The sequence below is a fragment of the Burkholderia sp. IMCC1007 genome, from assembly GCF_027257875.1.
GTDB lineage: Bacteria > Pseudomonadota > Gammaproteobacteria > Burkholderiales > Burkholderiaceae > Burkholderia.
In genome coordinates this window covers 349,257-373,135 of the sequence record NZ_JAPVQY010000001.1, presented here as the reverse complement: position 1 = coordinate 373,135, position 23,879 = coordinate 349,257, and the positions used below count along the sequence as shown (strand labels likewise).

34 protein-coding genes and 1 pseudogene are annotated in these 23,879 nt (G+C 64.2%); 10 read left to right on the top strand and 25 right to left on the bottom strand.

The window, feature by feature from the left end; all coding sequences use genetic code 11:
* Positions 1-6: 6 nt before the first annotated feature.
* From O1Q03_RS01935 to O1Q03_RS01905, 7 genes are all read left to right on the top strand, one after another.
* Positions 7-1,341, top strand: a complete 1,335-nt coding sequence (locus O1Q03_RS01935; RefSeq protein WP_269501367.1) for a cytochrome c — start codon at positions 7-9, stop codon at positions 1,339-1,341.
* A gap of 162 nt (positions 1,342-1,503) precedes the next feature.
* A complete protein-coding gene (locus tag O1Q03_RS01930; RefSeq protein WP_269501366.1) occupies positions 1,504-2,949 on the top strand; it encodes an NAD-dependent succinate-semialdehyde dehydrogenase in 1,446 nt (481 codons plus the stop codon).
* A gap of 201 nt (positions 2,950-3,150) precedes the next feature.
* Entirely contained in the window at positions 3,151-3,591 is a 441-nt protein-coding gene (locus O1Q03_RS01925) for an Hsp20/alpha crystallin family protein (protein WP_269501365.1), read from the top strand.
* Positions 3,592-3,606: 15 nt separating this feature from the next.
* Positions 3,607-4,014 (top strand): Hsp20/alpha crystallin family protein, encoded by a 408-nt coding sequence (locus O1Q03_RS01920; protein ID WP_269501364.1) that lies wholly within the window; start codon positions 3,607-3,609, stop codon positions 4,012-4,014.
* A 135-nt stretch (positions 4,015-4,149) separates the two neighbouring features.
* The gene (locus O1Q03_RS01915; protein WP_269501363.1) at positions 4,150-4,713 is read left to right on the top strand and encodes an Hsp20/alpha crystallin family protein; all 564 of its coding nucleotides are present in this window, start codon (positions 4,150-4,152) and stop codon (positions 4,711-4,713) included.
* A 356-nt stretch (positions 4,714-5,069) separates the two neighbouring features.
* The gene (locus O1Q03_RS01910) at positions 5,070-5,432 is read left to right on the top strand and encodes a hypothetical protein (RefSeq protein ID WP_269501361.1); all 363 of its coding nucleotides are present in this window, start codon (positions 5,070-5,072) and stop codon (positions 5,430-5,432) included.
* Between the two features lie 80 nt (positions 5,433-5,512).
* Positions 5,513-5,926 carry a hypothetical protein gene (locus O1Q03_RS01905; RefSeq protein ID WP_269501359.1) on the top strand — a complete coding sequence of 138 codons (414 nt, stop codon included), beginning with the start codon at positions 5,513-5,515 and terminating at the stop codon, positions 5,924-5,926.
* Positions 5,927-6,144: 218 nt separating this feature from the next.
* Here the strand turns inward: O1Q03_RS01905 and O1Q03_RS01900 are convergent, their stop codons facing one another.
* From O1Q03_RS01900 to O1Q03_RS01790, 23 genes are all read right to left on the bottom strand, one after another.
* Complete coding sequence (locus O1Q03_RS01900; RefSeq protein WP_155623362.1) at positions 6,145-6,282, bottom strand: hypothetical protein; 138 nt, start codon at positions 6,280-6,282, stop codon at positions 6,145-6,147.
* A 10-nt stretch (positions 6,283-6,292) separates the two neighbouring features.
* Complete coding sequence (locus O1Q03_RS01895; protein WP_269501354.1) at positions 6,293-6,493, bottom strand: hypothetical protein; 201 nt, start codon at positions 6,491-6,493, stop codon at positions 6,293-6,295.
* 29 nt (positions 6,494-6,522) lie between these two features.
* Positions 6,523-6,852: a hypothetical protein gene (locus O1Q03_RS01890; protein ID WP_269501353.1), complete on the bottom strand. Its 330-nt coding sequence runs from the start codon at positions 6,850-6,852 to the stop codon at positions 6,523-6,525.
* A complete protein-coding gene (locus O1Q03_RS01885; RefSeq protein ID WP_269501352.1) occupies positions 6,849-7,178 on the bottom strand; it encodes a hypothetical protein in 330 nt (109 codons plus the stop codon). Before O1Q03_RS01885 ends, O1Q03_RS01890 begins: the two co-directional genes overlap by 4 nt.
* Positions 7,175-7,825: a glycoside hydrolase family 24 protein gene (locus O1Q03_RS01880; protein WP_269501351.1), complete on the bottom strand. Its 651-nt coding sequence runs from the start codon at positions 7,823-7,825 to the stop codon at positions 7,175-7,177. The genes O1Q03_RS01885 and O1Q03_RS01880 overlap by 4 nt, the downstream gene beginning before the upstream one ends.
* A complete protein-coding gene (locus O1Q03_RS01875) occupies positions 7,822-10,095 on the bottom strand; it encodes a hypothetical protein (RefSeq protein WP_269501350.1) in 2,274 nt (757 codons plus the stop codon). The genes O1Q03_RS01880 and O1Q03_RS01875 overlap by 4 nt, the downstream gene beginning before the upstream one ends.
* Entirely contained in the window at positions 10,092-10,781 is a 690-nt protein-coding gene (locus O1Q03_RS01870; RefSeq protein ID WP_269501349.1) for a hypothetical protein, read from the bottom strand. Before O1Q03_RS01870 ends, O1Q03_RS01875 begins: the two co-directional genes overlap by 4 nt.
* Positions 10,781-11,293, bottom strand: coding sequence for a hypothetical protein (locus O1Q03_RS01865; protein WP_269501348.1), 513 nt, complete (start codon positions 11,291-11,293; stop codon positions 10,781-10,783). The genes O1Q03_RS01870 and O1Q03_RS01865 overlap by 1 nt, the downstream gene beginning before the upstream one ends.
* Positions 11,290-11,553 (bottom strand): hypothetical protein, encoded by a 264-nt coding sequence (locus O1Q03_RS01860; protein WP_269501347.1) that lies wholly within the window; start codon positions 11,551-11,553, stop codon positions 11,290-11,292. The genes O1Q03_RS01865 and O1Q03_RS01860 overlap by 4 nt, the downstream gene beginning before the upstream one ends.
* A 110-nt stretch (positions 11,554-11,663) precedes the next feature.
* Positions 11,664-11,930 (bottom strand): hypothetical protein, encoded by a 267-nt coding sequence (locus O1Q03_RS01855; protein ID WP_107313011.1) that lies wholly within the window; start codon positions 11,928-11,930, stop codon positions 11,664-11,666.
* Entirely contained in the window at positions 11,930-12,376 is a 447-nt protein-coding gene (locus O1Q03_RS01850) for a hypothetical protein (RefSeq protein WP_269501343.1), read from the bottom strand. The genes O1Q03_RS01855 and O1Q03_RS01850 overlap by 1 nt, the downstream gene beginning before the upstream one ends.
* 16 nt (positions 12,377-12,392) lie before the next feature.
* Positions 12,393-13,247, bottom strand: coding sequence for a major capsid protein P2 (locus O1Q03_RS01845; RefSeq protein WP_269501342.1), 855 nt, complete (start codon positions 13,245-13,247; stop codon positions 12,393-12,395).
* A gap of 45 nt (positions 13,248-13,292) precedes the next feature.
* On the bottom strand, positions 13,293-13,421 hold the full coding sequence (locus tag O1Q03_RS01840) for a hypothetical protein (protein ID WP_269501340.1): 129 nt from the start codon (positions 13,419-13,421) through the stop codon (positions 13,293-13,295).
* Positions 13,422-13,428: 7 nt separating this feature from the next.
* On the bottom strand, positions 13,429-13,602 hold the full coding sequence (locus O1Q03_RS01835) for a hypothetical protein (protein ID WP_269501338.1): 174 nt from the start codon (positions 13,600-13,602) through the stop codon (positions 13,429-13,431).
* A 127-nt stretch (positions 13,603-13,729) separates the two neighbouring features.
* The gene (locus O1Q03_RS01830; RefSeq protein WP_269501337.1) at positions 13,730-14,380 is read right to left on the bottom strand and encodes a hypothetical protein; all 651 of its coding nucleotides are present in this window, start codon (positions 14,378-14,380) and stop codon (positions 13,730-13,732) included.
* On the bottom strand, positions 14,377-14,943 hold the full coding sequence (locus O1Q03_RS01825) for a hypothetical protein (protein WP_269501336.1): 567 nt from the start codon (positions 14,941-14,943) through the stop codon (positions 14,377-14,379). Before O1Q03_RS01825 ends, O1Q03_RS01830 begins: the two co-directional genes overlap by 4 nt.
* A 2-nt stretch (positions 14,944-14,945) precedes the next feature.
* Positions 14,946-15,275, bottom strand: a complete 330-nt coding sequence (locus O1Q03_RS01820) for a hypothetical protein (RefSeq protein ID WP_269501335.1) — start codon at positions 15,273-15,275, stop codon at positions 14,946-14,948.
* 15 nt (positions 15,276-15,290) lie between these two features.
* Complete coding sequence (locus O1Q03_RS01815; protein ID WP_269501334.1) at positions 15,291-15,656, bottom strand: hypothetical protein; 366 nt, start codon at positions 15,654-15,656, stop codon at positions 15,291-15,293.
* 48 nt (positions 15,657-15,704) lie between these two features.
* Positions 15,705-15,896: a hypothetical protein gene (locus O1Q03_RS01810; RefSeq protein WP_269501333.1), complete on the bottom strand. Its 192-nt coding sequence runs from the start codon at positions 15,894-15,896 to the stop codon at positions 15,705-15,707.
* Positions 15,889-17,202, bottom strand: coding sequence for a protein rep (locus O1Q03_RS01805; RefSeq protein ID WP_269501332.1), 1,314 nt, complete (start codon positions 17,200-17,202; stop codon positions 15,889-15,891). Before O1Q03_RS01805 ends, O1Q03_RS01810 begins: the two co-directional genes overlap by 8 nt.
* Positions 17,203-17,329: 127 nt before the next feature.
* On the bottom strand, positions 17,330-17,698 hold the full coding sequence (locus O1Q03_RS01800; protein WP_175021027.1) for a hypothetical protein: 369 nt from the start codon (positions 17,696-17,698) through the stop codon (positions 17,330-17,332).
* A gap of 2 nt (positions 17,699-17,700) precedes the next feature.
* Positions 17,701-17,895, bottom strand: a complete 195-nt coding sequence (locus tag O1Q03_RS01795; protein ID WP_269501330.1) for a hypothetical protein — start codon at positions 17,893-17,895, stop codon at positions 17,701-17,703.
* A gap of 82 nt (positions 17,896-17,977) precedes the next feature.
* Positions 17,978-18,100, bottom strand: a complete 123-nt coding sequence (locus O1Q03_RS01790) for a hypothetical protein (RefSeq protein WP_269501329.1) — start codon at positions 18,098-18,100, stop codon at positions 17,978-17,980.
* 398 nt (positions 18,101-18,498) lie between these two features.
* On the opposite strand from O1Q03_RS01790, the gene O1Q03_RS01785 reads away from it, so the two are divergent.
* Together O1Q03_RS01785 and O1Q03_RS01780 are read left to right on the top strand one after the other, a co-directional pair.
* The gene (locus tag O1Q03_RS01785; protein WP_269501328.1) at positions 18,499-18,828 is read left to right on the top strand and encodes a helix-turn-helix domain-containing protein; all 330 of its coding nucleotides are present in this window, start codon (positions 18,499-18,501) and stop codon (positions 18,826-18,828) included.
* A 155-nt stretch (positions 18,829-18,983) separates the two neighbouring features.
* Positions 18,984-19,390, top strand: a pseudogene (locus O1Q03_RS01780) (helix-turn-helix domain-containing protein); the annotation flags it as partial.
* A gap of 518 nt (positions 19,391-19,908) precedes the next feature.
* Here O1Q03_RS01780 and O1Q03_RS01775 read toward each other — a convergent pair.
* Positions 19,909-20,031, bottom strand: coding sequence for a hypothetical protein (locus O1Q03_RS01775; protein ID WP_269501327.1), 123 nt, complete (start codon positions 20,029-20,031; stop codon positions 19,909-19,911).
* Positions 20,032-20,175: 144 nt separating this feature from the next.
* Here O1Q03_RS01775 and O1Q03_RS01770 point away from each other — a divergent pair, with 144 nt between their 5' ends.
* Positions 20,176-21,951 carry an FAD-dependent oxidoreductase gene (locus O1Q03_RS01770; RefSeq protein ID WP_269501326.1) on the top strand — a complete coding sequence of 592 codons (1,776 nt, stop codon included), beginning with the start codon at positions 20,176-20,178 and terminating at the stop codon, positions 21,949-21,951.
* A gap of 333 nt (positions 21,952-22,284) precedes the next feature.
* Here O1Q03_RS01770 and O1Q03_RS01765 read toward each other — a convergent pair whose 3' ends face one another.
* Positions 22,285-23,841, bottom strand: a complete 1,557-nt coding sequence (locus O1Q03_RS01765) for a DHA2 family efflux MFS transporter permease subunit (protein WP_269501325.1) — start codon at positions 23,839-23,841, stop codon at positions 22,285-22,287.
* Positions 23,842-23,879 lie beyond the last annotated feature (38 nt).

The following is a 23,879-nucleotide window of genomic DNA, read 5'->3' as shown; positions in this document are numbered from 1 at the left end:
AGAGCGATGAGAAACCTCACGTTGAACCGTCGGAGTTGCCTGAATGGCGCCGCGCACGCGCTCGGCGCATCGCTGCTGGCGCTGTCCGCGTTGACCGCCGGCACGGTCGCGCAGGCCGCGCAAACGGCGCCGGCCGAGGCCGACAATGCGCTCGTCGCGCGCGGCGCGTATCTCGCGAAAGCGGGCGACTGCGTGGCGTGCCACACCGCGCCGCGCGGCACGCCGTTCGCCGGCGGCCTGAAGATGGTCACGCCGATGGGCGCGATCTACACGACCAACATCACGCCCGACCCGGACACGGGCATCGGCGGGTATACGGAGGCCGAGTTCGCAAGCGCGGTCCGCGCGGGCGTCGCGAAGGACGGCCATCGTCTGTATCCGGCGATGCCGTATCCGTCGTACGCGAAGCTGCGCGACGACGACGTGAAGGCGCTGTACGCGTACTTCATGCACGGCGTCGAACCGGTGAAGCAGGCCAACCGCCCGTCCGACATCCCGTGGCCGCTGAACATGCGCTGGCCGCTCGCGCTGTGGAACATGGTGTTCCTCGACACCACGCCATATGCCGACAAGCCGGCCAGGGACGCGATGTGGAACCGCGGCGCGTACCTCGTGCAAGGGCTCGGCCATTGCGGGTCGTGCCACACGCCGCGCGGCGTCGGCTTCCAGGAGAAGGCGCTCGACGAAAGCGGCGCGGCGTTCCTGTCGGGCGCGGCGATCGACAACTGGTTCGCGTCGAACCTGACCGGCGAGCACAATACGGGGCTCGGCCGCTGGACCGACGCCGATGTCGCGCAGTTCCTGAAGACCGGCGCAAACCGGCATGCGACGGCGTTCGGCTCGATGGTCAGCGTGATCAATCACAGCACGCAAGCGTTGACCGACGACGACCTGACGGCGATTTCCCGGTATCTGAAATCGTTGCCGGCGGCAGGCGGCACGGGCGTGCCGCCTTACCGTTATGATCCGAAGGCGACGCAGGTCGCGCTGGTCCGGCCGGCGAACGATTCCGGCGCGAAGGTGTATAACGCTTACTGCCTGCATTGCCATGGGGCGGACGGCCGCGGCTACGCGCCGCTGCTCGCGCCGATTGCCGGCAATCCGAACGTGCTCGAGGCCGACGCGTCGTCACTGATCAACGTGACGCTGAACGGCAGCGATACGCTCGTGATCGGCGGCGTGCCGTCCGCGTACCCGATGCCGGCGTTCGCGAACCAGCTGAACGACCGGCAGATCGCCGACGTCCTGACGTTCATGCGCGCCGGCTGGAGCAACGGCGCGCCGGCCGTGCAGGCGGCGGACGTCGCGAAACTCCGCAAGGCGACGGCGGCCGCGCATTGAGCGTGGCCGGACGTGGCGGATGACGGCAGGCATGCGTGCCGTGTGCCTGCCGTCGAACCTTGCCGGGTGCAATCGCGCCCGGCTTCGCAGCTCTTTCTGTCAACCCGCGCGCGGCCGTTCGCGGCAGCGCGCGTTTTATCGACGCAAAGTAGGGGTGTCTGGATGGCTAACGTGACTTATACCGATACGCAACTGTTGATCGACGGCGAGTGGGTCGACGCCGCGAGCGGCAAGACGATCGACGTCGTGAACCCGGCGACGGGCAGGGCGATCGGCAAGGTGGCCCACGCGGGCATCGCCGATCTCGATCGTGCGCTGGCTGCCGCGCAGCGCGGTTTCGAAACATGGCGCAAGGTGCCGGCACACGAGCGCGCGGCGACGATGCGCAAGGCGGCCGCCCTGGTACGCGAGCGCGCCGATGCGATCGCGCAACTGATGACGCAGGAGCAGGGCAAGCCGCTGACGGAAGCCCGCGTCGAAGTGCTGTCGGCAGCCGACATCATCGAATGGTTCGCCGACGAAGGCCGCCGCGTGTACGGCCGGATCGTGCCGCCGCGCAATCTCGGCGCGCAGCAGACCGTCGTGAAGGAGCCGGTCGGCCCGGTCGCGGCGTTCACGCCGTGGAATTTCCCGGTCAACCAGGTGGTGCGCAAGCTGAGCGCCGCGCTCGCAACCGGCTGTTCGTTCCTCGTGAAGGCGCCGGAAGAGACTCCGGCATCGCCGGCCGCGCTGCTGCGCGCGTTCGTCGACGCCGGCGTGCCGGCCGGCGTGATCGGTCTCGTGTACGGCGATCCGGCTGAAATTTCGTCGTACCTGATTCCGCATCCGGTGATCCGCAAGGTGACGTTCACGGGCTCGACGCCGGTCGGCAAGCAGCTTGCCGCGCTCGCCGGTCAACACATGAAGCGCGCGACGATGGAGCTGGGCGGCCACGCGCCGGTGATCGTCGCCGAGGACGCGGACGTCGCGCTGGCGGTGAAGGCCGCCGGTGGCGCGAAGTTCCGCAACGCGGGCCAGGTGTGCATTTCGCCGACGCGTTTCCTCGTGCACAACAGCATCCGCGAAGAATTCACGCGTGCGCTGGTCCAGCATGCGCAGGGGCTGAAGGTCGGTAACGGTCTCGAGGAGGGCACGACGCTCGGCGCCCTGGCGAATCCGCGCCGGCTGACCGCGATGGCGTCGGTCGTCGACAACGCGCGCAAGGTTGGCGCGAGCATCGAGACCGGCGGCGAACGGGTGGGCTCGGAAGGCAACTTCTTCGCACCGACCGTGATCTCGAACGTGCCGCTCGAAGCGGACGTGTTCAACAACGAGCCGTTCGGCCCGGTCGCCGCGATCCGCGGTTTCGACAAGCTCGAGGATGCGATCGCCGAAGCGAACCGCCTGCCGTTCGGGCTGGCCGGCTATGCGTTCACGCGCTCGTTCGCGAACGTGCACCTGCTGACGCAGCGCCTCGAAGTCGGGATGCTGTGGATCAACCAGCCCGCGACGCCGTGGCCGGAAATGCCGTTCGGCGGCGTGAAGGATTCGGGTTACGGGTCGGAAGGCGGGCCGGAAGCGCTGGAGCCGTATCTCGTCACGAAGTCGGTGACCGTGATGGCGGTTTAAACGAACAAGGGCGGCTCGAAAACCTCCCGACGCACCTTGAAATTCTCCGCAGAGTTCCTATCTTAAGTTTCGCTCAGGCAGACGCGCGGGCCGCATCAATCCGCGCGCTGCGTGTTTCGATTTGTTTGCCAACGGTCCGGCAGGCGAACTGGAGCGCGTAGGCCCGTTCGCCTCCCGGCTGTACTCAAGGAGGATACGATCGTGAGCGATCTTTACTTCGGAACCGATCTCTTCGGCGAGTTCGACCGCCTGCAGCAGCAGATGGCGCAGCTCTTCGGCGGTTTCCCGTCCAGCATCCGCGCCGGCCGGCTCGGCGCCTTTCCTCAGATCAACATCGGTGCGACCAACGAGTCGATCGAGATCGTCGCGTTCGCGCCTGGCGTGAACGCCAGCGAACTCGACGTATCGATCGACAAGGGCGTGCTGACTATCAGCGGCGAACGCAAATCGCCACAACCCGACACCGGGGGCGAGACGCGTACCTATGCACAGGAGCGCTTCGTCGGCGCGTTCCGGCGCGTGATCGAGCTGCCCGACACAGCTGATCCCGACAAGGTGCAGGCGCACTACGAAAACGGCTGCCTGTTGATCAGTGTCGGCAAGCGCGAGTCGTCCAAGCCACGCGCCATCACTGTCCAGTAATCGGAGGAGCCGATCATGAACGACACGACACAACTGGCTGAGCGCGACCAGTCCGCCGTACAGCGTCGCGACACTGAACAGGCCACGCGCCGCATCACGCTCACCCCGGCCGTCGACATCTACGAGGACAGCCAGGCCGTCACGTTGTGGGCAGATCTACCCGGCGTGACCAAGGACAAGCTGGACGTCAAAGTGCACGACAGCAGCCTCTCGATCGAGGCCGAAGCGGTGGTGCCAACGCCGGCAAATCTGCGGCTGCAACATGCCGAGGTCCGCCGGCCGCATTTCGCCCGAACCTTCACGCTGTCACCGGACTTCGATGCGTCAAAGATCGAGGCGAGCCTGCAGGACGGGGTGTTGAAGCTGACCATCCCGCGCCGCGACGAGGCACGCCCACGGCGCATCGAAATCAAGACCAGCTGAAGCGTCGGCACCGGCAGGTCAGCAGCCGAAGCGGCAGCGCGAGCGTGGCTGGGGCAGTCGAAGCTCCGGACACGCTCGCGAGCTGATCGGCTGGCCGTCAGCTTGAAGCAGATTGATGCTGAATCGGAGGACGCTATGAATCCCGATTTGAAAAAGTGGAACCCCTTCAAGTTTCTTCGCGGCGCTGCCCGCAAGTCCGATGCGGAAGGCGCGGAAAACCCGCCGACAAGCGAACCGTGGCGTGCTCCGTGGCCTGACATTCAGCGGCTGTTTTCACGCGAACCGTGGCGTGCAGTCGAGGAGTTGTTTCATGACCCGTTTGCAGGTCGTGGCGCGCTCGAACGATGGTTTGGCGACTTCAGTTCATCGCGCTTCCAGCCGCGCATCGACGTCGTCGATGAAGGGAAGGTGCTGCGTGTGACCGCCGAACTGCCCGGATTGGAGCGCGAAGATGTGAAGGTGAGCGTCGAGGATGGGGCAATCGTGCTGCGCGGGGAGAAAAAACAGGATGTGCGCAGCGAGGAAAACGGCTGCTACCGGCTGGAGCGCGCCCATGGAAGCTTCGTGCGCACGATCCCGATGCCGGAAAACGCCGACCCGGACCACACCTTGGCGAAGTTTGACAACGGCGTACTCACGTTGACCGTGCCGAAATCGGAGGCGGCGCAGACCGTAAGTCGCACGATCGATATCGGCTAGGCCAAGCACGCACAGTGTCATGGTGGCGATCGGATATTGGAGGAACCAGGGCGTTGGGTCAGTGAGCGGAGCCGGCGAGTCTTTTTGTCGGTTGGTCACGGGTACTTCATCGACGTGCGCGTAGGCTGGCCGACGGTGGCGCATCGTCGGCGCAAAGATACGGTGGTTCGCATGGCTGTCGACGGGGTTCCGGCCTGAGCGGCTGTCGACTCGCCGTTTTGTTTATTTTACATAACGTGAATTATCGAAGTTAAATCGCGGGACTCTGAGTCTGACCCCAAAACCACCGTAATTTTGCCAACGCACGATGCCGTAGCCGGGATTCCTCCCGGCTATTTTTTTGGACAAGAAAAACGATGCGATACCCAAACCTGCGATACGGGAAACATGCTGAGTTTCAACACTACGCCGCCGGCCGCACCCTCGCGCAGCTGGCGCGCGAGCTGCGGCGATCTGAGCGCTGTGTGCGCGACTGGTTGGCTGGACGGGAGCGATTACCGTTCTGGGTGCCCGAGCTGCTGCGTCTACGGCAATTCGAGCACTGGCAGCGCATGCGCGAAATGACTTGGGCGGCTCAGGACGCGAAGGTTTCCGCGCGGGCCTGCGCGCGGCTAGCTGCGTCGCGGCCGTGCGCCGCGAACGATCCGATCATCCAGTATCCGGCCCTGGTGCAGCTGGAGCTGATCCCGGACGCGCCCGAGCCGCGCCGTATTGCCTGACCGACGAGACCCGGCTTATGTCGGGTTTTTTCGTTGTAGCCGGTGATAATTGCCCGCGATCACCCTAGGAGACCAATCCGATGCTTTCCGCTCTCATGCTCGTTTATCAATTTGTCACCAAAGATCCACAGGTAGTCAATGCCGCAGTCAATCGGGCGGTCGCACCTGGCGCCGTTAGCCCGAATGAAATACGTGGCGCGATCGGCGACGTCGCGCATGCGGTGCTGACCTGCTACCACAAGACGGCGCGGATGCAAGGACTGCAGGACACCCGGCTAAGTCTTCAGGAAGCTCCGCAATATGGCGCTGACCAGTCGGATATTTTGGTGATTCGCTACATCGGTATTACCGGCCGACAGTATGTGATGGCTGTCGCCTTGATGGCACGCGGTTCCGGAGATTCCGCCGAAATGCGCGCTGTTGTGATCAAGGACACAGCAGTAATTCCGTACGCGCGAGGATGCCCATTACAGGATTGGACTTCAGTGTCTTGAATCAAAAAGCCCCGGTTTTCCCGGGGCTTTTTCAGTTCAGGCTAATCGTTCCAGCCTGCAGGTTCCCTGCGACATTCCACGCCGAGAATGCCAGCGCGACGACCGCTCCGATAGCGAACGACCCCCAGTGAATTTTCATCACTTCCTCCGGCGAAAGCGGCCCTTGCTGTCGCGGGGCGGCGTACGGCGCTTATGGTGCTTCGACATAGATCCTCCGATCAGTCTGCGATTCCGAGTTTGGCTTCGATCCGCGTAAGGCGTTTCTCAACCCCCAAGATGTAGCGGAAGCAGCCCACCGGCACGACCAGGATCTGCACGATGCTCACGCCGATGGTCAGCCATTGAGCTGCGTCCATAGGCCCTCCGTTACTGGCCGGCCGGCGGCGTCGACGCGCTTTCCGGCGCGAAGACAGCGAACAGGCCGACAAGCGCCTGCAGGATCGCGGCGATCGCACCGACCTTGGTCGGGTTCGCGCCGAGCTGGATCGCGGCCGTCGACGCCGCGGTTGCGATCACGCCGATGCCGGCGTGCGTGCTCGGTTCGCCGAGCCGATCGAATAAGGACATGGCCTTTTTCCCTCCGTTGAAAAATCGTTTCACCACCCCGGCCCCTTGCCGAGGTCGACTGCGTTGCCCGTAACGTCATCCCACCAGTTCTGCACACCCGTCCATTGCTGTCCGAGCCAATCGCGCGTCGCCTGGCCTGCCGCCTGGCCAGCCGCCACCGGGTTGAAGTCCCCCGTTACCGGATCGGTCAACGCAGACGCGCCTGGGATCTGCAGCACGGCATCGGTCAGCGTGCCGTCGACGTTGCTCACGGCCTGCCCCGCCGACGCGACGATCGAGCCGCGCTTCGCGTAGGCCAGGCCGATCAGAATCGCGCCAGCGCCGATCGCGAGCCCTGCTGCGTTCGCTTTGAGAGTCATGGCAGCGTGAACCCGTACGAATTGATGCCGGCCTCTCCCGCCTTCGCGAGCGCGGCCGCGAGGTCCTGCGACATGGCCCCGCTCAACGCGTCCGGATTCCATGCCGTCGACGCGTAAGGGTTGTCGACGGCCAGGGGAGACGGACCGTTCGTCGAGCCGCCGAAATTCAACAGCGACCAGGTGGCACCTCCGTTCGGCGACGTCGGTGCATTCGTGACCGTAGACGTCGGCGCGGCGCCTCCCTGCCCTCGGAAATACCGATACAGCGCGAAGCCGAGCACGGCGACGCCGAGCCCGAGCGCTGCGTTGTTTGCGGTGTCGCTCATGCGAATGCACCTCCCGCAGCCTGATACCACGCCTGCAGCTGTGCCGGGCTCCGGTTGTGCCCCTGTGCGTTCGGCAAGCTCTCGAAGATGACGCCGGTCGCATTGATCTGTGCATACGCGCCATTCAGATCACCGGCTTCGATATACGGAAGTGCGCCCAGGTCCGACAGGTATTGCACCGCGCCGGCATCCTGGCTTTGGGGCGAAAAATCGGGCAGTCCAGCTTCCGCCGCGACCTGGTTCCAGGTTCGGAAGATGAATTGATATGCGCCTGCCGCGGTGCTGACCTTCCCCGGGCGCCACGGGATCGGCACACCGATATTCGGATGTCGGCTGTAGTCGCTAAACGTGCGGCCGCCGTTGATGACGTTGTAGCGGTTGTTCGACTCGGCCATGCGCAGCATGTACAGGAACGCGGACAGGTTCGCGTCGTAGCCGTTGTAATTCGGGTTGTCAGCCGTGCCAAGCATCGTATTCACCGTTCCGTTTAAGTCGCTCCAGGCGCCGGATGCGCTATCGAGCAGGTCAGAAAATCCCAGGTCCGTCGCACTACTCGAATCGCTCGGCGCGACATTCGCGCTGCTCGACTGCGTGTACAGCAACGCAGCCGCGCCAGCAACGAGCACGAGAAAAGGTGCCGCGCTCATGGTGCGAATTCGATAAAGATCGAACCGATCGGCGGTGCGTCGCCAAGCGCCGCCGAGACGGTCGCCACCAACTGATCCCAGAACGACAACGGCGTAATGCCAGTGCCGAGCGTGTCGCCGCTTTGCGCGCCGTGCACGCCCGCAACGTCGATCACACGCGTACCCGCCACCTTCAGATTGATCACGATCGACGCCGGGGCCGGATTCACCGGCGTGGTTTCCGCACTCGGTCGCGACAGCGTGAGCGTCGCGGTCGGCTGCGTGCCGGTATAGGCGCCAACCACATCGATCACCCAGCGCGTCGGTCGCCCCTTGATCTGCGTCCAGTACGCGAGCAGTCCGTCGACGTCCTGCAGGAACAGGAATGGGATCTCCAGACAGTTTCCCTTCCGGTATTTCGTTTCGATCGATACGTCGTCGGCCAAGATATGGCCGGCCAGATCGAGCGCCCCGCCGTAGCTGTTCGCGCTTCGGTTGTCGTAGTACGGCTGGGTGCCACGAATACGCGGCCGCTTCAGGCTCACGTGGCGCACGATGTTCGCGGCGAACACCTCGCCCACGGTCGGCACACCGGTCGCCGATCCGACCACACCGCCGGCCGACCACTCGCCCGCGATGACCGTGTTCCCCGTGGCGGGGTTGTAGTAAATGTCCGATACGCGAATGACCGTCGTCGTCGTCGTGCTCGACAACAAAGATCCCGTATCGAGCCCGCGGATTGTCGGATCGTTGAGCCCGTTTGCGGTCAGCGCAACTTCGATGGTGTTCGCGTTCGCGTCGACGGCCGCGACCGTTACGGAAATCTGGTTGCCTCCCGCGAGGAACGGCAACACGCGTTCGACCTTCGCGATGCTGGTCGCATCAGGTTGAGTCGACCATGCGTTCGTGACGACAGCGGTGCGGGTCGCGCCGGTATAGCTGCCGGCAGCCGTGGAGATCTGCCGATATTGGCCCGCGCCGGTGCCGCGAACGATCCGCACCGAGTAGCCAAGGTAGGTTCCATCAGTCGCCGACGCCGACGCTGGCAGCACGATTTGCGTGCTGTTCGCGCCCGCCTGCGATGGCAGCTGTCCGAGCACTTCATACGGGTCGATCGTGTCGATCGTTGGCCGCTCGATATCGATCGTCTCGACCGCAGTCGAGAGCCCCATGTTGATGTATTGCGAAGCGCGCGGATTTGCGTCGACATCGCCGATCAGGAATTCGCAGTCGTGCGAGACGAACTTGCGCGGGCCAAGCGTCGTGATCGGCCGACGCACGCGGGTGCCGTTCAACAGGGACAGCTTGCGGCACGCCGGCCCGTTGTCGATCTGGCCGATCTCGCAGTTATCGAACAGCACGTGCGACACCTTTTTGTCGACTTCCGAATATTCGACGTGAGAGTCGACGACGCGCACCGTATCCGATTCGGTCGGGTAAAAGTAGCCGTTGATACGGCACGCTTTGATCTCGACCTCAAGGCATCCCGATGTATAGAGCGAGCCGGCAAGCGAGTTCACGACGCCATCGGTCGCGCCTGCACTCGGGCCGAACACGATGTTTTCGAACCCCGCGTACTCACATACGTTGAAGCCGGCGCGGTTCAGCGGCACCAGCCGCGCAGCACCGGTCGCCGCCTGCGGCGCGTTGCTTTGAATATCAAGCCAGTCCTGCCGATATTTGTACTTGGTCGCGCGATCGAACGTGATCGCGCCGGTCGCGATGTTGACCGCCTTCACGCGCAGGAATTCGAAGTAACGCATCGACGCCGGGAAGCCCGACGAACCCTGGTTATAGCCTTCGATCATCACCCACGATCCGATCGCAAAGTTTGCGCTGTCGCTCGGCGTCAGCAGCGTTGCAATGCGCGAGAAGCGCGGCAGCGTCGCGATCGGGTAGCCAGGCACGAAGGTGCCGCCGACGCCTTGCGACGTTCCGTCCAGGTTGAAACCGGGGTTGATATCGAGCGGGATTTGTTGCGTCGTGCTTCCGCTGGTGCTGCTGTTGTACAGCACCGTATTGGCACCGATCAGCTTGAACCAGCGAATGCCCTGCATCCAGTCCGGCCGCGTAAAAGACAGTGTGCCGGCGGGCAATAACAGTTCCGTCCGCTTGTTCGGATTGGCTCGCCCATAGGCGTTGAACGCCATCAGTGAGGCCGTGACGTCGCCGCTTGTCGGGAGCCCGAAATCTCCCAGGCTGATGCGCTCCGCGAACTTGTCCCGATAGGCGCGCGACACCGTGCCTGCGCCAGGCAGTCGATAGCGATTGCTCCGAACGATGCTGGTCATGCAATCACCTGCACATTCGCGGTTGCGCCGCTATCGCTGGTCGCATACCAGTCCAACTGCGGCACATCGGTTTCGATCGCCATATCCCCTGGCGACAGGCGAATCGCGGCATTCGTGGGCGTGACGCCTGGGCCGCCCACGAACAGCATGCCGCTCGACGTTTCTGGATTGGTGATCCGGAGCACTCGACATGCGCCGGCCGCTCGGATATGCACCTGGTTCGGCGCGCTGACGTTGAACGCGGGCACGGCGACCGGTGCGGAGTCAGTGACCGTCGACGCTTGCACCGTGAGCGTAGGAATCGGGTTCGCCGGCGGATTGTTGATCGCGACATTTGATGCCGTGAAGGTCGCCGCCGTCTGCAGCGACACCGGCACAGGGTTGCCGTTACCGTTCCCGATCGTGACGGTCGACTGAAGGAACTGCAGATCAACGTCGCCGTCCGTGATGATGAAGACGACGTTGGTATCGACGGGTACGGTCAACGTGACGCCAGTGAAGCCATTGACGGGCGACGCTTTGAACGACTGGCCGACGCCCTCGACCTCGTACACCTCCGAGTTGCCGGAATCGAACCGCACCGTGACGTTGTTTCCCTGGTCTGCCGACTGCAGGAAGAACACTTTCCCGCTGATTCCGAAACGCTGACCAGGGCCGGCCTTGAGCAGTTGCTTGATGGTCTGCATTACGCGGCCTCCCGCAGCACAGGCGCGAGCACGACCAGGCCGACGACGACGAGCGCGCCGATCACGATCACGCGCTGATTGCCGGTCTTCGCGTCCTGGTATGCGGCGGAAACTTGCTGCGACGAATCCTGATAGGCGGATTGAACCGCCTGCGTGGCTTGCTGGAAGGCCGCCTGTGCGCCAGCGACGCTGTCGAGCGCACCGGTGATTGCGAGCTCGGCCGTGTGCGTGCTCGCGCTCACCGACGATGTACCGATCGCAGTCACATCGGACAGCGCATCGTGCGCGAGGCCGAACGATTGCTGGATCGATCCGGCATCGGTCGGCGTCACGTTGATGTTCACTGAGCCGCCGCTCGAAGCGGTCGCGCCGACGCCACCGCCGCCGACGTCAAGCCGCTGGTCGACGTTCTGGTTGCTCGTCTTCGTTTCGCTGTCCGAGCTGCCGCCGTTGCACGGCGTCGACGGCAGGCCGAGGCGCACCAGGTGGATCTGTTGAGGGCGAAGAATCATTTCAGGTCCTTTCGCATCAGCACGACGTCGCCCTTGCGCCAGGCAGGGTAGAAGCCGTTGTCGATGGCTTTTTTCATGAGGCCGCGCCGACGCGTGCGGAAGGCGATCGAACGGAATCCGTCCGCCTGGCGCTCGACGAGCGCGAGCCCGAATTCGGTCAGGTCGAAACCGGCGCGGCCGGCGGCCGCCTGGATGAACAGTTCATCGCCGTCGACCTTCAGCGACCAGGCGAGCACGGGCACGCCGTCCTGCTCGAGCACGAAGCAATCACCCTTCGCCGCGCAGTCGGCCGCGCCCTCGCCCGTCGTCATCCAGCGATCGACGGGCGAGAACATGGACGCGATTTCCGCGCGTGTCGCCGGGCGCATGGTCAGGCTTTGCGGTGCTTCAGCACGTACCATGCGACCGCCCCGAGCAAGAGGTAGGGAAGGTATTGCTGCAGGATGCCGCTGCCGACCGCCGCGGTGCCGGCCAGCGCAGTATCGAGCGAGCCGCCACCATTCGAAACGACGAACGAGCCGTCGTTAAACGAACTGTTCGTCGTCGAATACGCGCCGGACGGTCCGCCGCCGAGGCCGAGCGAAAGATTCGGCATCCCTGCCCAGGACGGTGCACCCGCAGTGATCGGGGAAGTCATCAGCCCCTCCCCTCGTGATCGAGCAACAGCACCACCAGGCCGATCAACAGCAACATTCCCAGACCATTGCCGTGCGTGAGGCTCGGCCCGGAGCCGACCGGGTACGTCACGCCGTTCGGCGCGCGATAGACCGGCACGGTCCCTTGTGCCGTCAGTCCGTTCGCGATCGCGTCGCCGGCCACGGCGGCGCCTAGCAGCGACTGGAAGCCGGACAGCCACAGAGCGCCATTGCTGCCGCTCGAATCGCTGCCGTTCGTCTGCATCTGGCCGAGCGTCGACGGCAGGCTCGTGTTGTTCGACGCGTCCTGCGCCGTCGCGTATGTGTAGTTCGAGTTCGTCGCGTCGGGGCCATAGATGCCGTACAGCGTCGACGCATCGGCACCGCTCGGGTCGACCGAACCGGAGTCGATGCCGGTCCCGTCGAGGGAGAAGTCGTAGAGCGACATGCCGCCTCCCGTGCGGTTAGCGGTTGATCGGGTCGACGATCTTCGCGTAGCCCGTCAGGAACACCGGCCCGGTCTGCGTGACGACGCGGATGAACACGTTTTTCGACAGCGTCGTGTTCAGCCACTTCTCGCGCATGCCCTGCAGATCGAAGTCGACGACGAACAGGCCCGCCTGCGGCACCTTCTTGTAGTCGACCTGGTCATCCTGGTACACGGCCGGCGTGCCCTCAGAGATGATCACCTGGTTGTTGCGGATCTGCAGCGACTGGATCGAGCCCGCGCCGGCCTGGCCGTAGTTCGACTGGTGCAGGTAGATCTTCGTGATCACCGAGCCGGCCTGCTGCACGGGCAGCGGGATATCGTTCTGACCGACCGTCATCAGCGCGTACGTCGCCGACTGTTCCTTGAAGATCCACGGGTTTTTCGACGGGTCGGCTTCCTGCGCCCAGGCCGTCATGCCGATGCCGGCCGGCGCGGCCGCGTTGATCTTGATTTCCATCGTGCACTGCTGCAGGCCGGCAGTCGCCAAGCACGTGAACAGCTCTTCCTGCACCTGCGTGGACTGGATCGTCACGCCCGCACTGTTTCGCGTCGCCGAGCTTTTCGCGCCGCGCCGCGTGAAGTCGATCAGCGCGACGTTGGTCGGGTTCGACTGCGCCTCGTACAGGTTCTGTGCGAGCAGGTCGGAGCCCGCGACCGCCCAAATCGGCTTTCCGTTTTGCTTGATCGTGATGAGGTCGAGCATCGAGATCAGCAGGCCGCCGGTGAGATACAGCTTGAGGCGCTCGTACGTCGGGCCGCACGGGATCGACAGCAGCGCGGTCTGCCCCGGGTTGACGTTCTGCAGGTTGACGAGTTGTTCTTTGCGCATCGCGCGCTCCTATGTTCGTGATGGGGGACCGGTGCCGTGCGGTGCTTACGAGTTGGCGCCGCCGGGCAGGTACGGGCCAATCACGGGGATCTGGAACACCGACTTTTGGATGAAGGCGCAAAGGGCGACCGTGCCGAGAACGACGATTGCGGTCTTGACGTGCGGGTTTTTCATGTGGACCTCAGGACGTGGGAAAGTCAGATTGCGACGTGGACCAGATCGTGTTGCCGTCGACCAGCTTCCGCGCGGCCGGCCACTTGGAAATGATCCAAGCCGCGACCAGGACGCCGACCGTGGTCGCGATGACTTCCTGGGAGAGCCGCTGTTTCGATGGCAGGTAGGCAGAGAGGGACACGTAGCGCTCTATGGGGTGAAAGAGCCCTCATCGTGCGGACGGGCGCCGGAAATGACAAAAGCCGGGAATCCCTTGTCAGATCAGGGATTCCCGGCTTTCCGGGCCCGCAAAAAACGTTGTTTCGACGCTACTCGAACGACACGGCGCCCGTCGTGACCTCGCCTTTCTCCGCGTCGCGGTGGATGTAGTGGAATTTCTGCAGCCCGAGGATCTCGGCCTTGTCGACGAACAGCACGTCGGCCATCACCTTCGCGTCGGCCACGTTCGACACCGCGTAACAGTGGATCTCGGTGCAATTGCCGAGGAAGTCTTTGTCGACCTGCGCGGGCCGCTGCGAGACGCCGATGAGCGTCATCTCGCGCGAGTGCGCGCCGGCCGTGGTCATGCTCTTCCACGCAGTCGGGGCCTTGTTCGGCTTCGTGACCAGCATCAGCTCTTCGACGATGACGAGCCACCGCTTGAACCCGGGATTCTCCAGGATTCTGCAGAAGCGATCGAACTGCGCTTCGCGCTCCGCATCATCCTGGGACGGCACAAACACCAGGCGCGTCTTACCGGCGGCCAGCGCCTTCACCAGCTCCTGGATCGTGTAGACGCATTCGCCGCCGATCTCCCCCGCGTAGTTGTCCGGCCGGGATTTTTCGAGCGGCGACCAGACTAGCGCCGGGCCACGCCACTTGGGGAGGAAATAGCGCTTGATCCACACACCCTTGCCCGATCGGGAGCGGCCGATCACACCGATGATGCCGCCGTGCCGCGTACCGGCGCGCCGCGTCATGCTGCCTCCAATGTGTCAGCCATCAGCGCACCCGGGTCGCTGCCGAAAGCCGGTTCGACGCTAGGCGCGGCGTCGGGCTGCACGACTGCTGCAGCCGGCATCGGCTCGACGTTCTGCCCGGGCTTCGCCGGTGCCGGCGCGACCGCGCGCACGACGTGATGCTTGCCGGCGCTGCCGGCGGCCGCCGCTTCCATCTGCGCGCGGATACGGCGGTTGCGCAGTGCAAAGCCGAGGCTCCAGGCGAGCGGGACGGTCGCGGCCGCCAGTTTGAGCAGCGGGTGCTGCATCACGTTCGCGACGCCGCCCCAGCCGTAGTACGCATCGCATTCGGCCAGGGCGTCGGCGATCTCGTGCGTGACGTCGTCGGTCCAATCGTCCGTGCACTCCGGCAGCATCTTCAGCACGACGCCGCGCGCCTTGTTCAGCCCGAAGAAGTACTGGTCCGACAGCGACGCGGTTTCCTTCGCGACTTCGGCCTGCAGTTGCTCCTGCTGTTCGTCGGCGAGCGCCTCGCGCTCCGCCGCTTCTTCCTGTCCGATCTGTTCGAGCGCTTTGATATCCATGGTCAGAGCCCTTCGAAGGGAGTGCCGGTGAGCAGCCCGCGCCGCTTCGTTTTCTCCGGGGTTATCTTGGGATCGACGGCCGGAGTCGGACCGCCGGGAGGCGTGGTTTCCCCAGGATTCCCGGGGTTGTCGTCGTATGGGTCGGCCTGCAGCGTGACTTCCTCGCGCACGAAGCGCTGGGAGTGCGCGAGGCCCTCATACTCGAATCGGCACGTGCACCGATCGCACTTGCCGTAGGCGCGTCCGCCCCTGTTCAGCTTGACCCTCACCACTTCCGAGCAGCCCTTCGTCTTGCAGGGAACGGTGCCGATGTACTTTCCGGGTGCGGACATGGGTGCGCCCTCCCCTTAGGCCGACGTGCCGGCCTTCAGCGCGTCGACGGCGGTCTTCGCGCCTTCGGCCAGCGTAACGGCCTGCTGGATCTGCGACAGGTGGCTTTGCAGGGTCGACGTGACGCCCTGGGCGAACGTGTCGATCTTGGCGTCGACGAAGGCCGTCAGCTTGTCGGTCAGCGCCTGTTCGATCGACGCCACATCACCCTTTGCGGCCGCTTCGATCGCCGCGACGCGGCCTTCGATATCGGCGAGCGCGGTATGCACGGCGTCGGCCAACTCGGTGAGCGTCAACGTGTGCGGCAGGTTGCCGGCGATCAGCTCGGCGAGCGATTCGGCCTTCGCTTTCACGGCCGCGATCAGGGATTGGATTTCGGACATGGTCTTCCTCTCAGTGGTGTGCGGCCGCGATCGGCCGGCCGCGTGCCGTTACAGCTTTTCGACTGCCTCGACCAGGCGCTTCACGGCGGAGATCTGTTTCGCCGCCATGCTGCGTTCGAACGGCGTCAGCCTGTCAAACATCGCGCGGAGCGTTGCAGCTTCCTGTTTCGCGTCCTGCAGATCGTCCGCCCATACCTGGGTTTCGATGTGCGGATGCTTGTGTTGATTCGGGTCAGGCATGGGCTTCCCTTTCCGGGTCGTAGAACTTGCGGGTGCGGGCGGACCAATACGGCGCGCTGATCGCACCGCTCGCCCTGCGCTCGTGCTCGCGCGCGAACGCCATGAAGTCGTCGATATCGGCCTGGGCCGTCGACGGGTCGTAGCAGTACTCAGACACGAACGCGAGGAAGCGGCCGAGCATGCTGCGCGCGGTGAGCACGGACAGATCTTCGGCCGAGATCGCGCCGACCACCTCCTCTTCGGGCAGCTGCGCGGCCGCGGCTTCTTCGTCGGACTGTTCGAGCTCGTCGAGGCCAAGAGCGGCCTTCAGGCCAGGCGTCCAGGTCAGCATGCGGCGGCCGGTGAAGGCGGCGACGTATTCACGGAACTGCGCGGCCGCCTGGCCGTCGCCGGCCGCCGCCCACTCGAGCAGCTGGAACGGGTGCGCGCCCTTCTGTCCGCCGCCCATCTTCGCCGCGTTCATCGTCAGCTCGCGCGACAGGCCCCACTTCGTGTCACGGCCGAACTTCGCGACGTACTCAGCCGCGTACTGGCCGCCGCGCACGTCCAGGCCGTGATCGAGCACGTCCGACAGCTGCGACGGCTCGCACAAACCGACCTTCAGCAACGCCTCGTACCAGGCGCGCTTCAGCTCATCGATGAGGCGCGACGCCATGCGGCCGGTGTCGCCTTCCTTCACGTCGCCGAACGCGTCAGGCGTCGCGAACACCAGGGAGTGCGTGTGCGGGTGCCAGCCGTGCGTGCCGAGCGTGATTTCGAGCGCCTTGATCGAGCCGGCGCGCACGCCCTTGCCCAGGATCCGCTTGTACGTGCGGCAGTTCTGGAATTTCTGCATCGCCTTCGCCTGCAGCGCGAGCATGTCGGCGAGCGGCCGCTGGCCCGCTTCGTGCGGGAAGGTGTTCGTCATGAGCCAGACGTAGCCGCCGTTCGCGACGTGCGCCCGCATGCCGTCCGCCACTTCGGCCTGGCGCTGCATGCAGACCTTCAGCGAGCACACCGGGCAGGCCCACACCGAGCCGCACGTCGACACGCCGGCCAGGCTCGCGCCGGAGCCGTCGACGTTGCGGCGCACGCCGAGCGTCTCGCCCGGGGACGTGAGCGCGCGCTGGCACCAGCACGTGCGGTGCTGCGCTTCCTTCGCCGCGGCCGGATCGTAGATGACCGACTGGGAGACGCGCAGGAGATCGTGCAGGCGGCCCTTCGCCTTCGCCCGGGAAACCGCGTCGGTATTGGGCGTGCGGGCCGCGTGTATCGATTTCGCGTTTATACCAAGAAAACCAGACGGCAATTTTTCGGGGGCGGTCATGGTGCGCGCCTCCCCATCCGGAAGGCGCGGCCGAGCGCGCCCACACGCGTGACGCGGCCGCAGCGCGCGCACCGGGTTGCGTTGAGCCACCGGCCGCCGCAGCGCCGGCATTTCCCACCGATCGAAGTCACTGGCCGCCCTCCCGCACTTCGACGTCGCCAATGAAGGCGCGCGCGCCTGGCACGTCCAGGTCGGCCGCGAAGGTGTTGTAGAGCGCCAGGGCCGCGCGAAGCCGCTCGTACGCGACGGCCAGCTGCGCGCGGGCGAACGGATCGTCGCCAGCACGCACGCCCTGGTCGGACGGCAGGAAGCCCCGCTTCGCGTCGATCGCGGTGCGCATGGCGCGCAGCGCGGCCGCAGCGGGCGAGCGGTCGCCTGGTGCGGTTTCGTGATGGACGGGAACGGGGACGGCAGAAGCGCGGCGGGCGCGCGAGGGGCGGGGCTCGCTGGGCTCGGTATAGCCCAGGTCGAGGAAAGCGGATGAGGGGCCGGTCATCGTCAGAACGCCTCCCCTTCGCTGAATTCGGCTTCAGCACGGCACCAGCCGGCGCGCCAGGCGTGCCAGTCGTCGGAGAGCCATTCGTGCGGGTTGTCGTCCAGGACCAGGCCGTTGAAGAAGCCCTGATGGCCACGCTCGTCGGGCGTGAGATCAGTCGTGCGCGGGTTTTCGCGGTATTCCGGGGCGCCGGCCATCAGACACCCCACACGAAAAGGCGAAGGCACCGCGTGCAGGCAGCGCCAGGGCGGCGCATCGAGCCGCAGTGCGTGCAGCGGATCAGGCGCATGGTCCGCCCTCCCCGTCATCCATATGGCGCATCGCGAGCGCGATCACACCGCCGACGACCGCGACGGCGGCCGTCGCGCCCAGGGCAAAGCCGATTCCGAAGGCGAAAAGCACGTCACACCCCCGACCGGAAGAGCCGCGCGACGAGGCAGCGGAACGCAAAAAAGCGGGGCGGCTTCGCTACTAGCCCGCCCCGCTCGCCCGCTCTCGCCTGAGGTGTGTACGGCCCGTCGATCGTGTAGCCGCCCAAGGCGGCCTGGTGAATTTGTAACGGCTCTTTACGCATGATCTGCCCCTGCCTGACCCGTCCCGATTGGGAATCGCCCGGGATGCGCCCCCGTCAGGGCGCGCCGGCGGGGTCAGGACGCCAGCCCCGGGCTTGGTCAGGAGAATAGTTCATACCCATTTCACGTGTCAAACGCTGTTGCACGTGTAATGACCTAACACGTTGCGTGGGTATGACCGTTGAACTACGCTTGACGCCGGGTCAGTAAATTTGTAAGGGGTCTGTCATGAAAACTACTGCTGAGTGGCTGGACGCGCTGAAGGCGCGTCTAGACCTGCCGTCCGACTACGCTGCGGCAAAGGTGCTGGGTGTAACGCGATCGGCTGTGAGCGCATACCGGAACGGCCGCGCGACTTTTGATGATGACGTGGCGTTTCACGTCGCCGAAATTCTGGAAGTGAATCCGCTTGAAGTGATCGTTTCGTCACGCGCGGAGCGTGCGAAGAGTGAGGATCAGCGCGACCAATGGGAGCGCCGCTGGGAAAAATTTTCCAGAAATTTTCGGTCGCTCGTGTTGCCCGCTAACGCCCGCCAGACAACCATCTGCCGGGTGTAGCACGAGCTTTAGTTAGCGATTTAACTTGTCGTGAATTATCAACCGACTTGCTTGTAGTGGCTAGATAGAAATGTCCGCTTTTGGCTAGATAGAAATGTCCGCTTTCGGGCCGCGTAAGCTGACCGGCTGCCGGTTGTCCGGCGCCGGAGGCTGGGATGGCTGCAACGGAGCGGATCACGATGACGATGCGCGAGCTGGACAGGTTCAAGGTCATTCAGGACGTGGCGGACGGCAGGCTCAAGCCGTGGCGTGCGGCGGAACGGCTGGAGTTGACGACGCGGCAGGTTCGCCGGCTGGTCGCCAGATTGCGGGAACGCGGCCCTCAAGGTCTCGTGTCGGGACGGTATGCGAAGCCCAGCAACAACCGGCTGGACGCGATCATTGTGGACCGCGCGCTGTCGATCATTCGTGAGCGCTACGCCGATTTCGGGCCGACGCTGGCCTGCGAGAAGCTGCGCGAATGCACGGCATTGACCTGGCTGTCGAAACGGTTCGTACGCTGATGAGGGCTTCCGGCCTCGGGATTCCACGCAAACGGCGTCCGCCCAAGGTCTACCAACCGGTTCGAGCAGCGGATACGGCAGCGAACGCACTGCGACGACCGAGACCGGTCAATAACTCACTGCGCGACCGGCAATTGGATCAAGGTCGCAGCGCAGTTCTCACAATGGATCTGACCTACGAGCCATCGCCGTACTTGTGTCAGAACAAGTTCGACGGACTCATTTTTCAATAGCGACCGCCGTTCGCGAGCGTCCGACTCAATTCTGTAAGACTAATGGCAGGCCGCTCAAAAACGGCGAGAACTCCCTCGCTTGGCACATGGCGGCCGGAACGGCGTGCGCCGGCAAGAAACAGTCCACGTGCGCAATCGCGGCCGACCCGATCACCCGGGGGTAGTAACGCGGTGTTGCTGCTCGAGGCCCCCCTGCCCCATCACCATATTTCGGCTGTGCCGCAAACTGATCCTCGATATGGGGTAGCCCGCTTTGCCCCGACCGAAAGTTGCCGGACACGAAGACACCGGAACAGTAGACGGGCGAAGGTTCCATTCGGCCCGCCATGGGGCCCGTACGAAGGTTAGATAGTTCCGTAAAGGTCGAAGATATAGCCCTTGGCCGCATGCGGTTCGACGCCGTCGAAGCCATTGTGTTTCGCCAGGATGGCGCCGCGGCGAAATCGATCGACTCGGCGGGATTTCATGCGATTCGTCTTTCATCGCGTAAAGCAAATGCCGCACTATTCTTTGTCGTAACGTACTAAGCTGCTTGGGGGCGTCGAACGCCGCGGCGCCGCCTCACGTTGAGGTCATCGATCGGATTCGCGGCCGCGGTTGGGAGGCTCGTAATGGTCAGCGACGGTTCTTCGGAAAGCGATGCCCCCGCGAACAAAGGCGAAATCGGTACGAATGGCGCCGGTCGACCTGCCGCGGGAGACGAGCAGTCCCCGTATAGCAACCTACGTTTTCATCAAATCTTTCCGGCGCTGACCGATGCCGAGATCGATCGGATGCATCGTTTCGGTGCACTCTGCTGTTATGCGTCGGGCGACATGCTTTATCGAGCGGGCGGCTTCAGTCCTGGCATGTTCGTTTTGCTGTCGGGCACGATTCGCTATGCCGGACGCGATGGGCTGGGGCGTCGACGCTTGCTTCGTACGCAAGTGCAACGGGGCGAGTTCACCTCTGACATCGGCATGCTGTCAGGCAAGCCCGCCCTCGTCGATGCGGAAGTCATCGAAAACGTCGAAGTACTGGTGATCCCGCCAGAGAAACTGCGCGCCCTGATGATTGCGGAGGCCGAACTCGGCGAAAAGATCATGCGCGCGCTGATCTTGCGGCGCGTCGCGGCGATCGAGCGCGGCCAGGGGGCGGTGCTCGTGGGCTCGTCAGACAACCCTCGTCTGCTCGCGCTGCAACACTTTCTGCGGCGCAACGGATTCCCGCATATGACGCTGGACATGGTCGATGCCGATGCCATCGCATTGCTGGAGCGCTTGACCCCACAGAGTGACGATATGCCGCTCGCTATCTGTCCAGATGGTACCGTGCTGCGCAATCCGGACGAGGGGCAGCTCGCCTCTTGTTTAGGACTCTTGCCGGAATTCGATCCCGCACACATTTATGACGTTGCGATCGTCGGCGCCGGTCCAGCGGGTCTCGCGGCGGCCGTGTATGCGGCGTCCGAGGGCTTGTCGGTGGCCGTTTTTGACTGCCGTGCGCCCGGTGGCCAAGCGGGCTTGAGTGCGCGCATCGAAAATTTCCTCGGTTTTCCGACTGGAATTTCGGGGCAAGCGCTAGCCGGGAGAGCATTCATTCAAGCGCAGAAATTCGGTGCTCACATTGCGATCCCGACAGAGGTGAAGGCCTTGCATTGCGAAGAGTATCCGCTCGAAGTGGAACTGGCCAGCTCGCGCCGCGTCGCAGCGCGCACCGTCATCATCGCGAGCGGTGCGGAGTACCGGCGTCCGGCAGTCGACAGGCTTGGGCGCTTCGAAGGTCGCGGCATCTACTACTGGGCGACGCCGATCGAAGCCCGACTATGCCGCAATGAACCCGTGCTGCTGGTCGGCGGTGGCAACTCCGCAGGGCAGGCGGTGGTCTTCCTTGCTTCGCACGCCGCTCATGTCCACGTGATCGTCCGTGGACCGGACCTCGAGCACAGCATGTCACGCTATCTGATCGATCGTATTGCGGCGCTCCCGAACGTCACGATTCATACGAATAGCGAGATCACGACGCTCGAAGGTGAGGAGCGGCTCGAACTGGTCCACTATCGCCGGGGCGACAGTGCTCCAGAAAGCCTCGCGACCCGCCATCTGTTCCTCTTCATCGGCGCAGAACCCAATACGGGCTGGTTACACACGTGCGGCGTGTCGTTGGACGCGAAGGGCTTTGTGCTGACGGGCGCTGACCTGGCGGAAGACGGCACGCGCCCGCTGCTGCTGCCGCTGCAGACGAGCGTCGCAGGAGTATTCGCGATCGGCGATGTCCGCTCGGGTTCAACGAAGCGCGTCGCAGCGGCGGTGGGCGAAGGGGCCGCCGTAGTCGCGCAGATTCACCAGTTTTTGGCAGCGCAGCCGGAGACGGCCGGCGTGTCGGAAGTGGCTGCCAGGATTCGGTAACTGGCCAAGCGATATCGCGGTTCTGAGTGCTGACACAGGGCGCCGGATTCGTTCCAGGTGATTTCGACTGCCTGGATTCGCAGCTAGAACGCATGTCTCTACTCCTGAGGAATAGATCTTATGACGCCCAGCGGTTTACTCTGACGCGGCTGCGAAGCCATGATTCGGGCTGAGTCCCTTGCAACAGAACTCAGCCCTCATCGGTACAGCCGTCAATTCCGACCATCCGACTTCCCAGGGTCAGCTCAGGACGGGTGCGACCTTCCAGTGAAGCGGCAGTATTGCGGCGTTGCGATGCACGAACGCTGTCGCGGAACGCCGGCTGCCCTTCGTTCAATGCGCGGCCGCCGCCGCGTCGCTTGCACCGCCTGCCTTACCCGGCTTCGTGATCCAGATGAGCGGGATGATGACAATCATCACGACCGCGGCGCCGTAGAAGACATCGTTGAGCCCGAGCATCGCCGATTGTGATTGCACGACGCGGTCGAACAATGCATATGACGATCCTTGGCTGAGGCCGAGCATTGAGTGATAGCTGCCCATCTGCGCGTTGAATAGCGGATTGGTCGGGCTCGCTTGCTGAGTCAGGATCTCGTGGTGCATGATCGTCCGGTTGTTCCACACGACGCCCGCGAGCGACGTACCGATACCGCCGAAGAACATCCGTGCGAAGGTCGACAGGCCGGCTGCGGCTGGCACCTTGTCGGCCGGCTGGCCCGACAGGATGATCACGGTCAGCGGCGCGAAGAACAGCGCCATCGGGATACCCTGCAGCAGCGTCGGCAGAATGATGTACCCCTCGCTAATGTCCGTGAAGAAGAACGTGCGCATGTAATAGACGATCGCAAAGCCGACGAACGCGAGTGTGCCGATGACGCGCGCATCCGAGCGCGGCAGGATCTTGCCCATGATCGGTGCGCCGATCACCGCGAAGATGCCGAGCGGCGCTGTCGCCAGACCCGAGTCGACGGCCCGGTAGCCTAGATATTCCTGCATCCACTGCGGCAGCAGCACCAACGTGCCGAAGAAGATCCCGTAGGCGACCGCGATCGAGATCGTGCCGCCGAGGAAGTTGCGCTGCTTGAACAGCGTCAGATCGACGATCGGATTCTTGTCAGTCAGCTCCCAGATGATGAACAGCACCAGGCCCACGACGGCGACGATGGTCAGGACGACGATCGTGTTCGACGAGAACCAGTCGAGGTCCTTGCCCTTGTCGAGCATCACCTGGAGCGACGCGACCCAGACGACCAGCAACGTCAGCCCGACGAAGTCGATCGGCAGTTTGCGGGTGGGCGTATCGCGCTTCCGGTAAAGGAACCACACCATCGTGGCGGCGAACAACCCGACAGGGATATTGATGTAGAAGATCCACGACCATGCGTAACTGTCGGTGACCCAGCCGCCGAGCGATGGCCCGACGATCGGCCCGGTCACGACGATCATCGAGAACAGCGAGAGCGCGAGCGAGGATTTCGATTTCGGCCACGAGCTGAGCAGCAGCGCCTGCGACATCGGGATCAGCGGCCCGGCCACGAGGCCCTGCAGCACCCGGGCCCCCAGCAGGAACGGCAGCGACGGCGCGATGCCGCACAGCCATGACGCAAGCACGAACAGCAGGATCGAGCCGACGAACAGCCGCACCTGCCCCAGCCGCTGCGTCAGCCAGCCGGTCAACGGGATCGCGATGGAGTTCGCCGCAGCGAAAACGGTGATGACCCAGGTGCCCTCGTCGACCGATACGCCGAGGTTGCCCGAGATGGTGGGGATCGCGACGTTGGCGATCGATGAATCGAGCACGGTCATGAAACCCGCGAGGCCCACGCTCAGCGAGCCCAGTGCGAGTGTGATGCCCGTCAGCGGAGGAGGATTCGATTGATTGGTGGTCATGGTGATCATCCGGTTACACTCGGTCCGGCAAAGCAGGC

Coding starts and splice junctions, on each gene's coding strand:
- O1Q03_RS01935 (WP_269501367.1), top strand. CDS start 7: ATGAGAAACCTCACGTTGAACCGTCGGAGTTGCCTGAATGGCGCCGCG.
- O1Q03_RS01930 (WP_269501366.1), top strand. CDS start 1,504: ATGGCTAACGTGACTTATACCGATACGCAACTGTTGATCGACGGCGAG.
- O1Q03_RS01920 (WP_269501364.1), top strand. CDS start 3,607: ATGAACGACACGACACAACTGGCTGAGCGCGACCAGTCCGCCGTACAG.
- O1Q03_RS01915 (WP_269501363.1), top strand. CDS start 4,150: ATGAATCCCGATTTGAAAAAGTGGAACCCCTTCAAGTTTCTTCGCGGC.
- O1Q03_RS01910 (WP_269501361.1), top strand. CDS start 5,070: ATGCGATACCCAAACCTGCGATACGGGAAACATGCTGAGTTTCAACAC.
- O1Q03_RS01905 (WP_269501359.1), top strand. CDS start 5,513: ATGCTTTCCGCTCTCATGCTCGTTTATCAATTTGTCACCAAAGATCCA.
- O1Q03_RS01900 (WP_155623362.1), bottom strand. CDS start 6,282: ATGGACGCAGCTCAATGGCTGACCATCGGCGTGAGCATCGTGCAGATC.
- O1Q03_RS01895 (WP_269501354.1), bottom strand. CDS start 6,493: ATGTCCTTATTCGATCGGCTCGGCGAACCGAGCACGCACGCCGGCATC.
- O1Q03_RS01890 (WP_269501353.1), bottom strand. CDS start 6,852: ATGACTCTCAAAGCGAACGCAGCAGGGCTCGCGATCGGCGCTGGCGCG.
- O1Q03_RS01885 (WP_269501352.1), bottom strand. CDS start 7,178: ATGAGCGACACCGCAAACAACGCAGCGCTCGGGCTCGGCGTCGCCGTG.
- O1Q03_RS01880 (WP_269501351.1), bottom strand. CDS start 7,825: ATGAGCGCGGCACCTTTTCTCGTGCTCGTTGCTGGCGCGGCTGCGTTG.
- O1Q03_RS01875 (WP_269501350.1), bottom strand. CDS start 10,095: ATGACCAGCATCGTTCGGAGCAATCGCTATCGACTGCCTGGCGCAGGC.
- O1Q03_RS01870 (WP_269501349.1), bottom strand. CDS start 10,781: ATGCAGACCATCAAGCAACTGCTCAAGGCCGGCCCTGGTCAGCGTTTC.
- O1Q03_RS01865 (WP_269501348.1), bottom strand. CDS start 11,293: ATGATTCTTCGCCCTCAACAGATCCACCTGGTGCGCCTCGGCCTGCCG.
- O1Q03_RS01855 (WP_107313011.1), bottom strand. CDS start 11,930: ATGACTTCCCCGATCACTGCGGGTGCACCGTCCTGGGCAGGGATGCCG.
- O1Q03_RS01850 (WP_269501343.1), bottom strand. CDS start 12,376: ATGTCGCTCTACGACTTCTCCCTCGACGGGACCGGCATCGACTCCGGT.
- O1Q03_RS01845 (WP_269501342.1), bottom strand. CDS start 13,247: ATGCGCAAAGAACAACTCGTCAACCTGCAGAACGTCAACCCGGGGCAG.
- O1Q03_RS01840 (WP_269501340.1), bottom strand. CDS start 13,421: ATGAAAAACCCGCACGTCAAGACCGCAATCGTCGTTCTCGGCACGGTC.
- O1Q03_RS01830 (WP_269501337.1), bottom strand. CDS start 14,380: ATGACGCGGCGCGCCGGTACGCGGCACGGCGGCATCATCGGTGTGATC.
- O1Q03_RS01825 (WP_269501336.1), bottom strand. CDS start 14,943: ATGGATATCAAAGCGCTCGAACAGATCGGACAGGAAGAAGCGGCGGAG.
- O1Q03_RS01820 (WP_269501335.1), bottom strand. CDS start 15,275: ATGTCCGCACCCGGAAAGTACATCGGCACCGTTCCCTGCAAGACGAAG.
- O1Q03_RS01815 (WP_269501334.1), bottom strand. CDS start 15,656: ATGTCCGAAATCCAATCCCTGATCGCGGCCGTGAAAGCGAAGGCCGAA.
- O1Q03_RS01810 (WP_269501333.1), bottom strand. CDS start 15,896: ATGCCTGACCCGAATCAACACAAGCATCCGCACATCGAAACCCAGGTA.
- O1Q03_RS01805 (WP_269501332.1), bottom strand. CDS start 17,202: ATGACCGCCCCCGAAAAATTGCCGTCTGGTTTTCTTGGTATAAACGCG.
- O1Q03_RS01800 (WP_175021027.1), bottom strand. CDS start 17,698: ATGACCGGCCCCTCATCCGCTTTCCTCGACCTGGGCTATACCGAGCCC.
- O1Q03_RS01795 (WP_269501330.1), bottom strand. CDS start 17,895: ATGGCCGGCGCCCCGGAATACCGCGAAAACCCGCGCACGACTGATCTC.
- O1Q03_RS01785 (WP_269501328.1), top strand. CDS start 18,499: ATGAAAACTACTGCTGAGTGGCTGGACGCGCTGAAGGCGCGTCTAGAC.
- O1Q03_RS01775 (WP_269501327.1), bottom strand. CDS start 20,031: ATGAAATCCCGCCGAGTCGATCGATTTCGCCGCGGCGCCATCCTGGCG.
- O1Q03_RS01770 (WP_269501326.1), top strand. CDS start 20,176: ATGGTCAGCGACGGTTCTTCGGAAAGCGATGCCCCCGCGAACAAAGGC.
- O1Q03_RS01765 (WP_269501325.1), bottom strand. CDS start 23,841: ATGACCACCAATCAATCGAATCCTCCTCCGCTGACGGGCATCACACTC.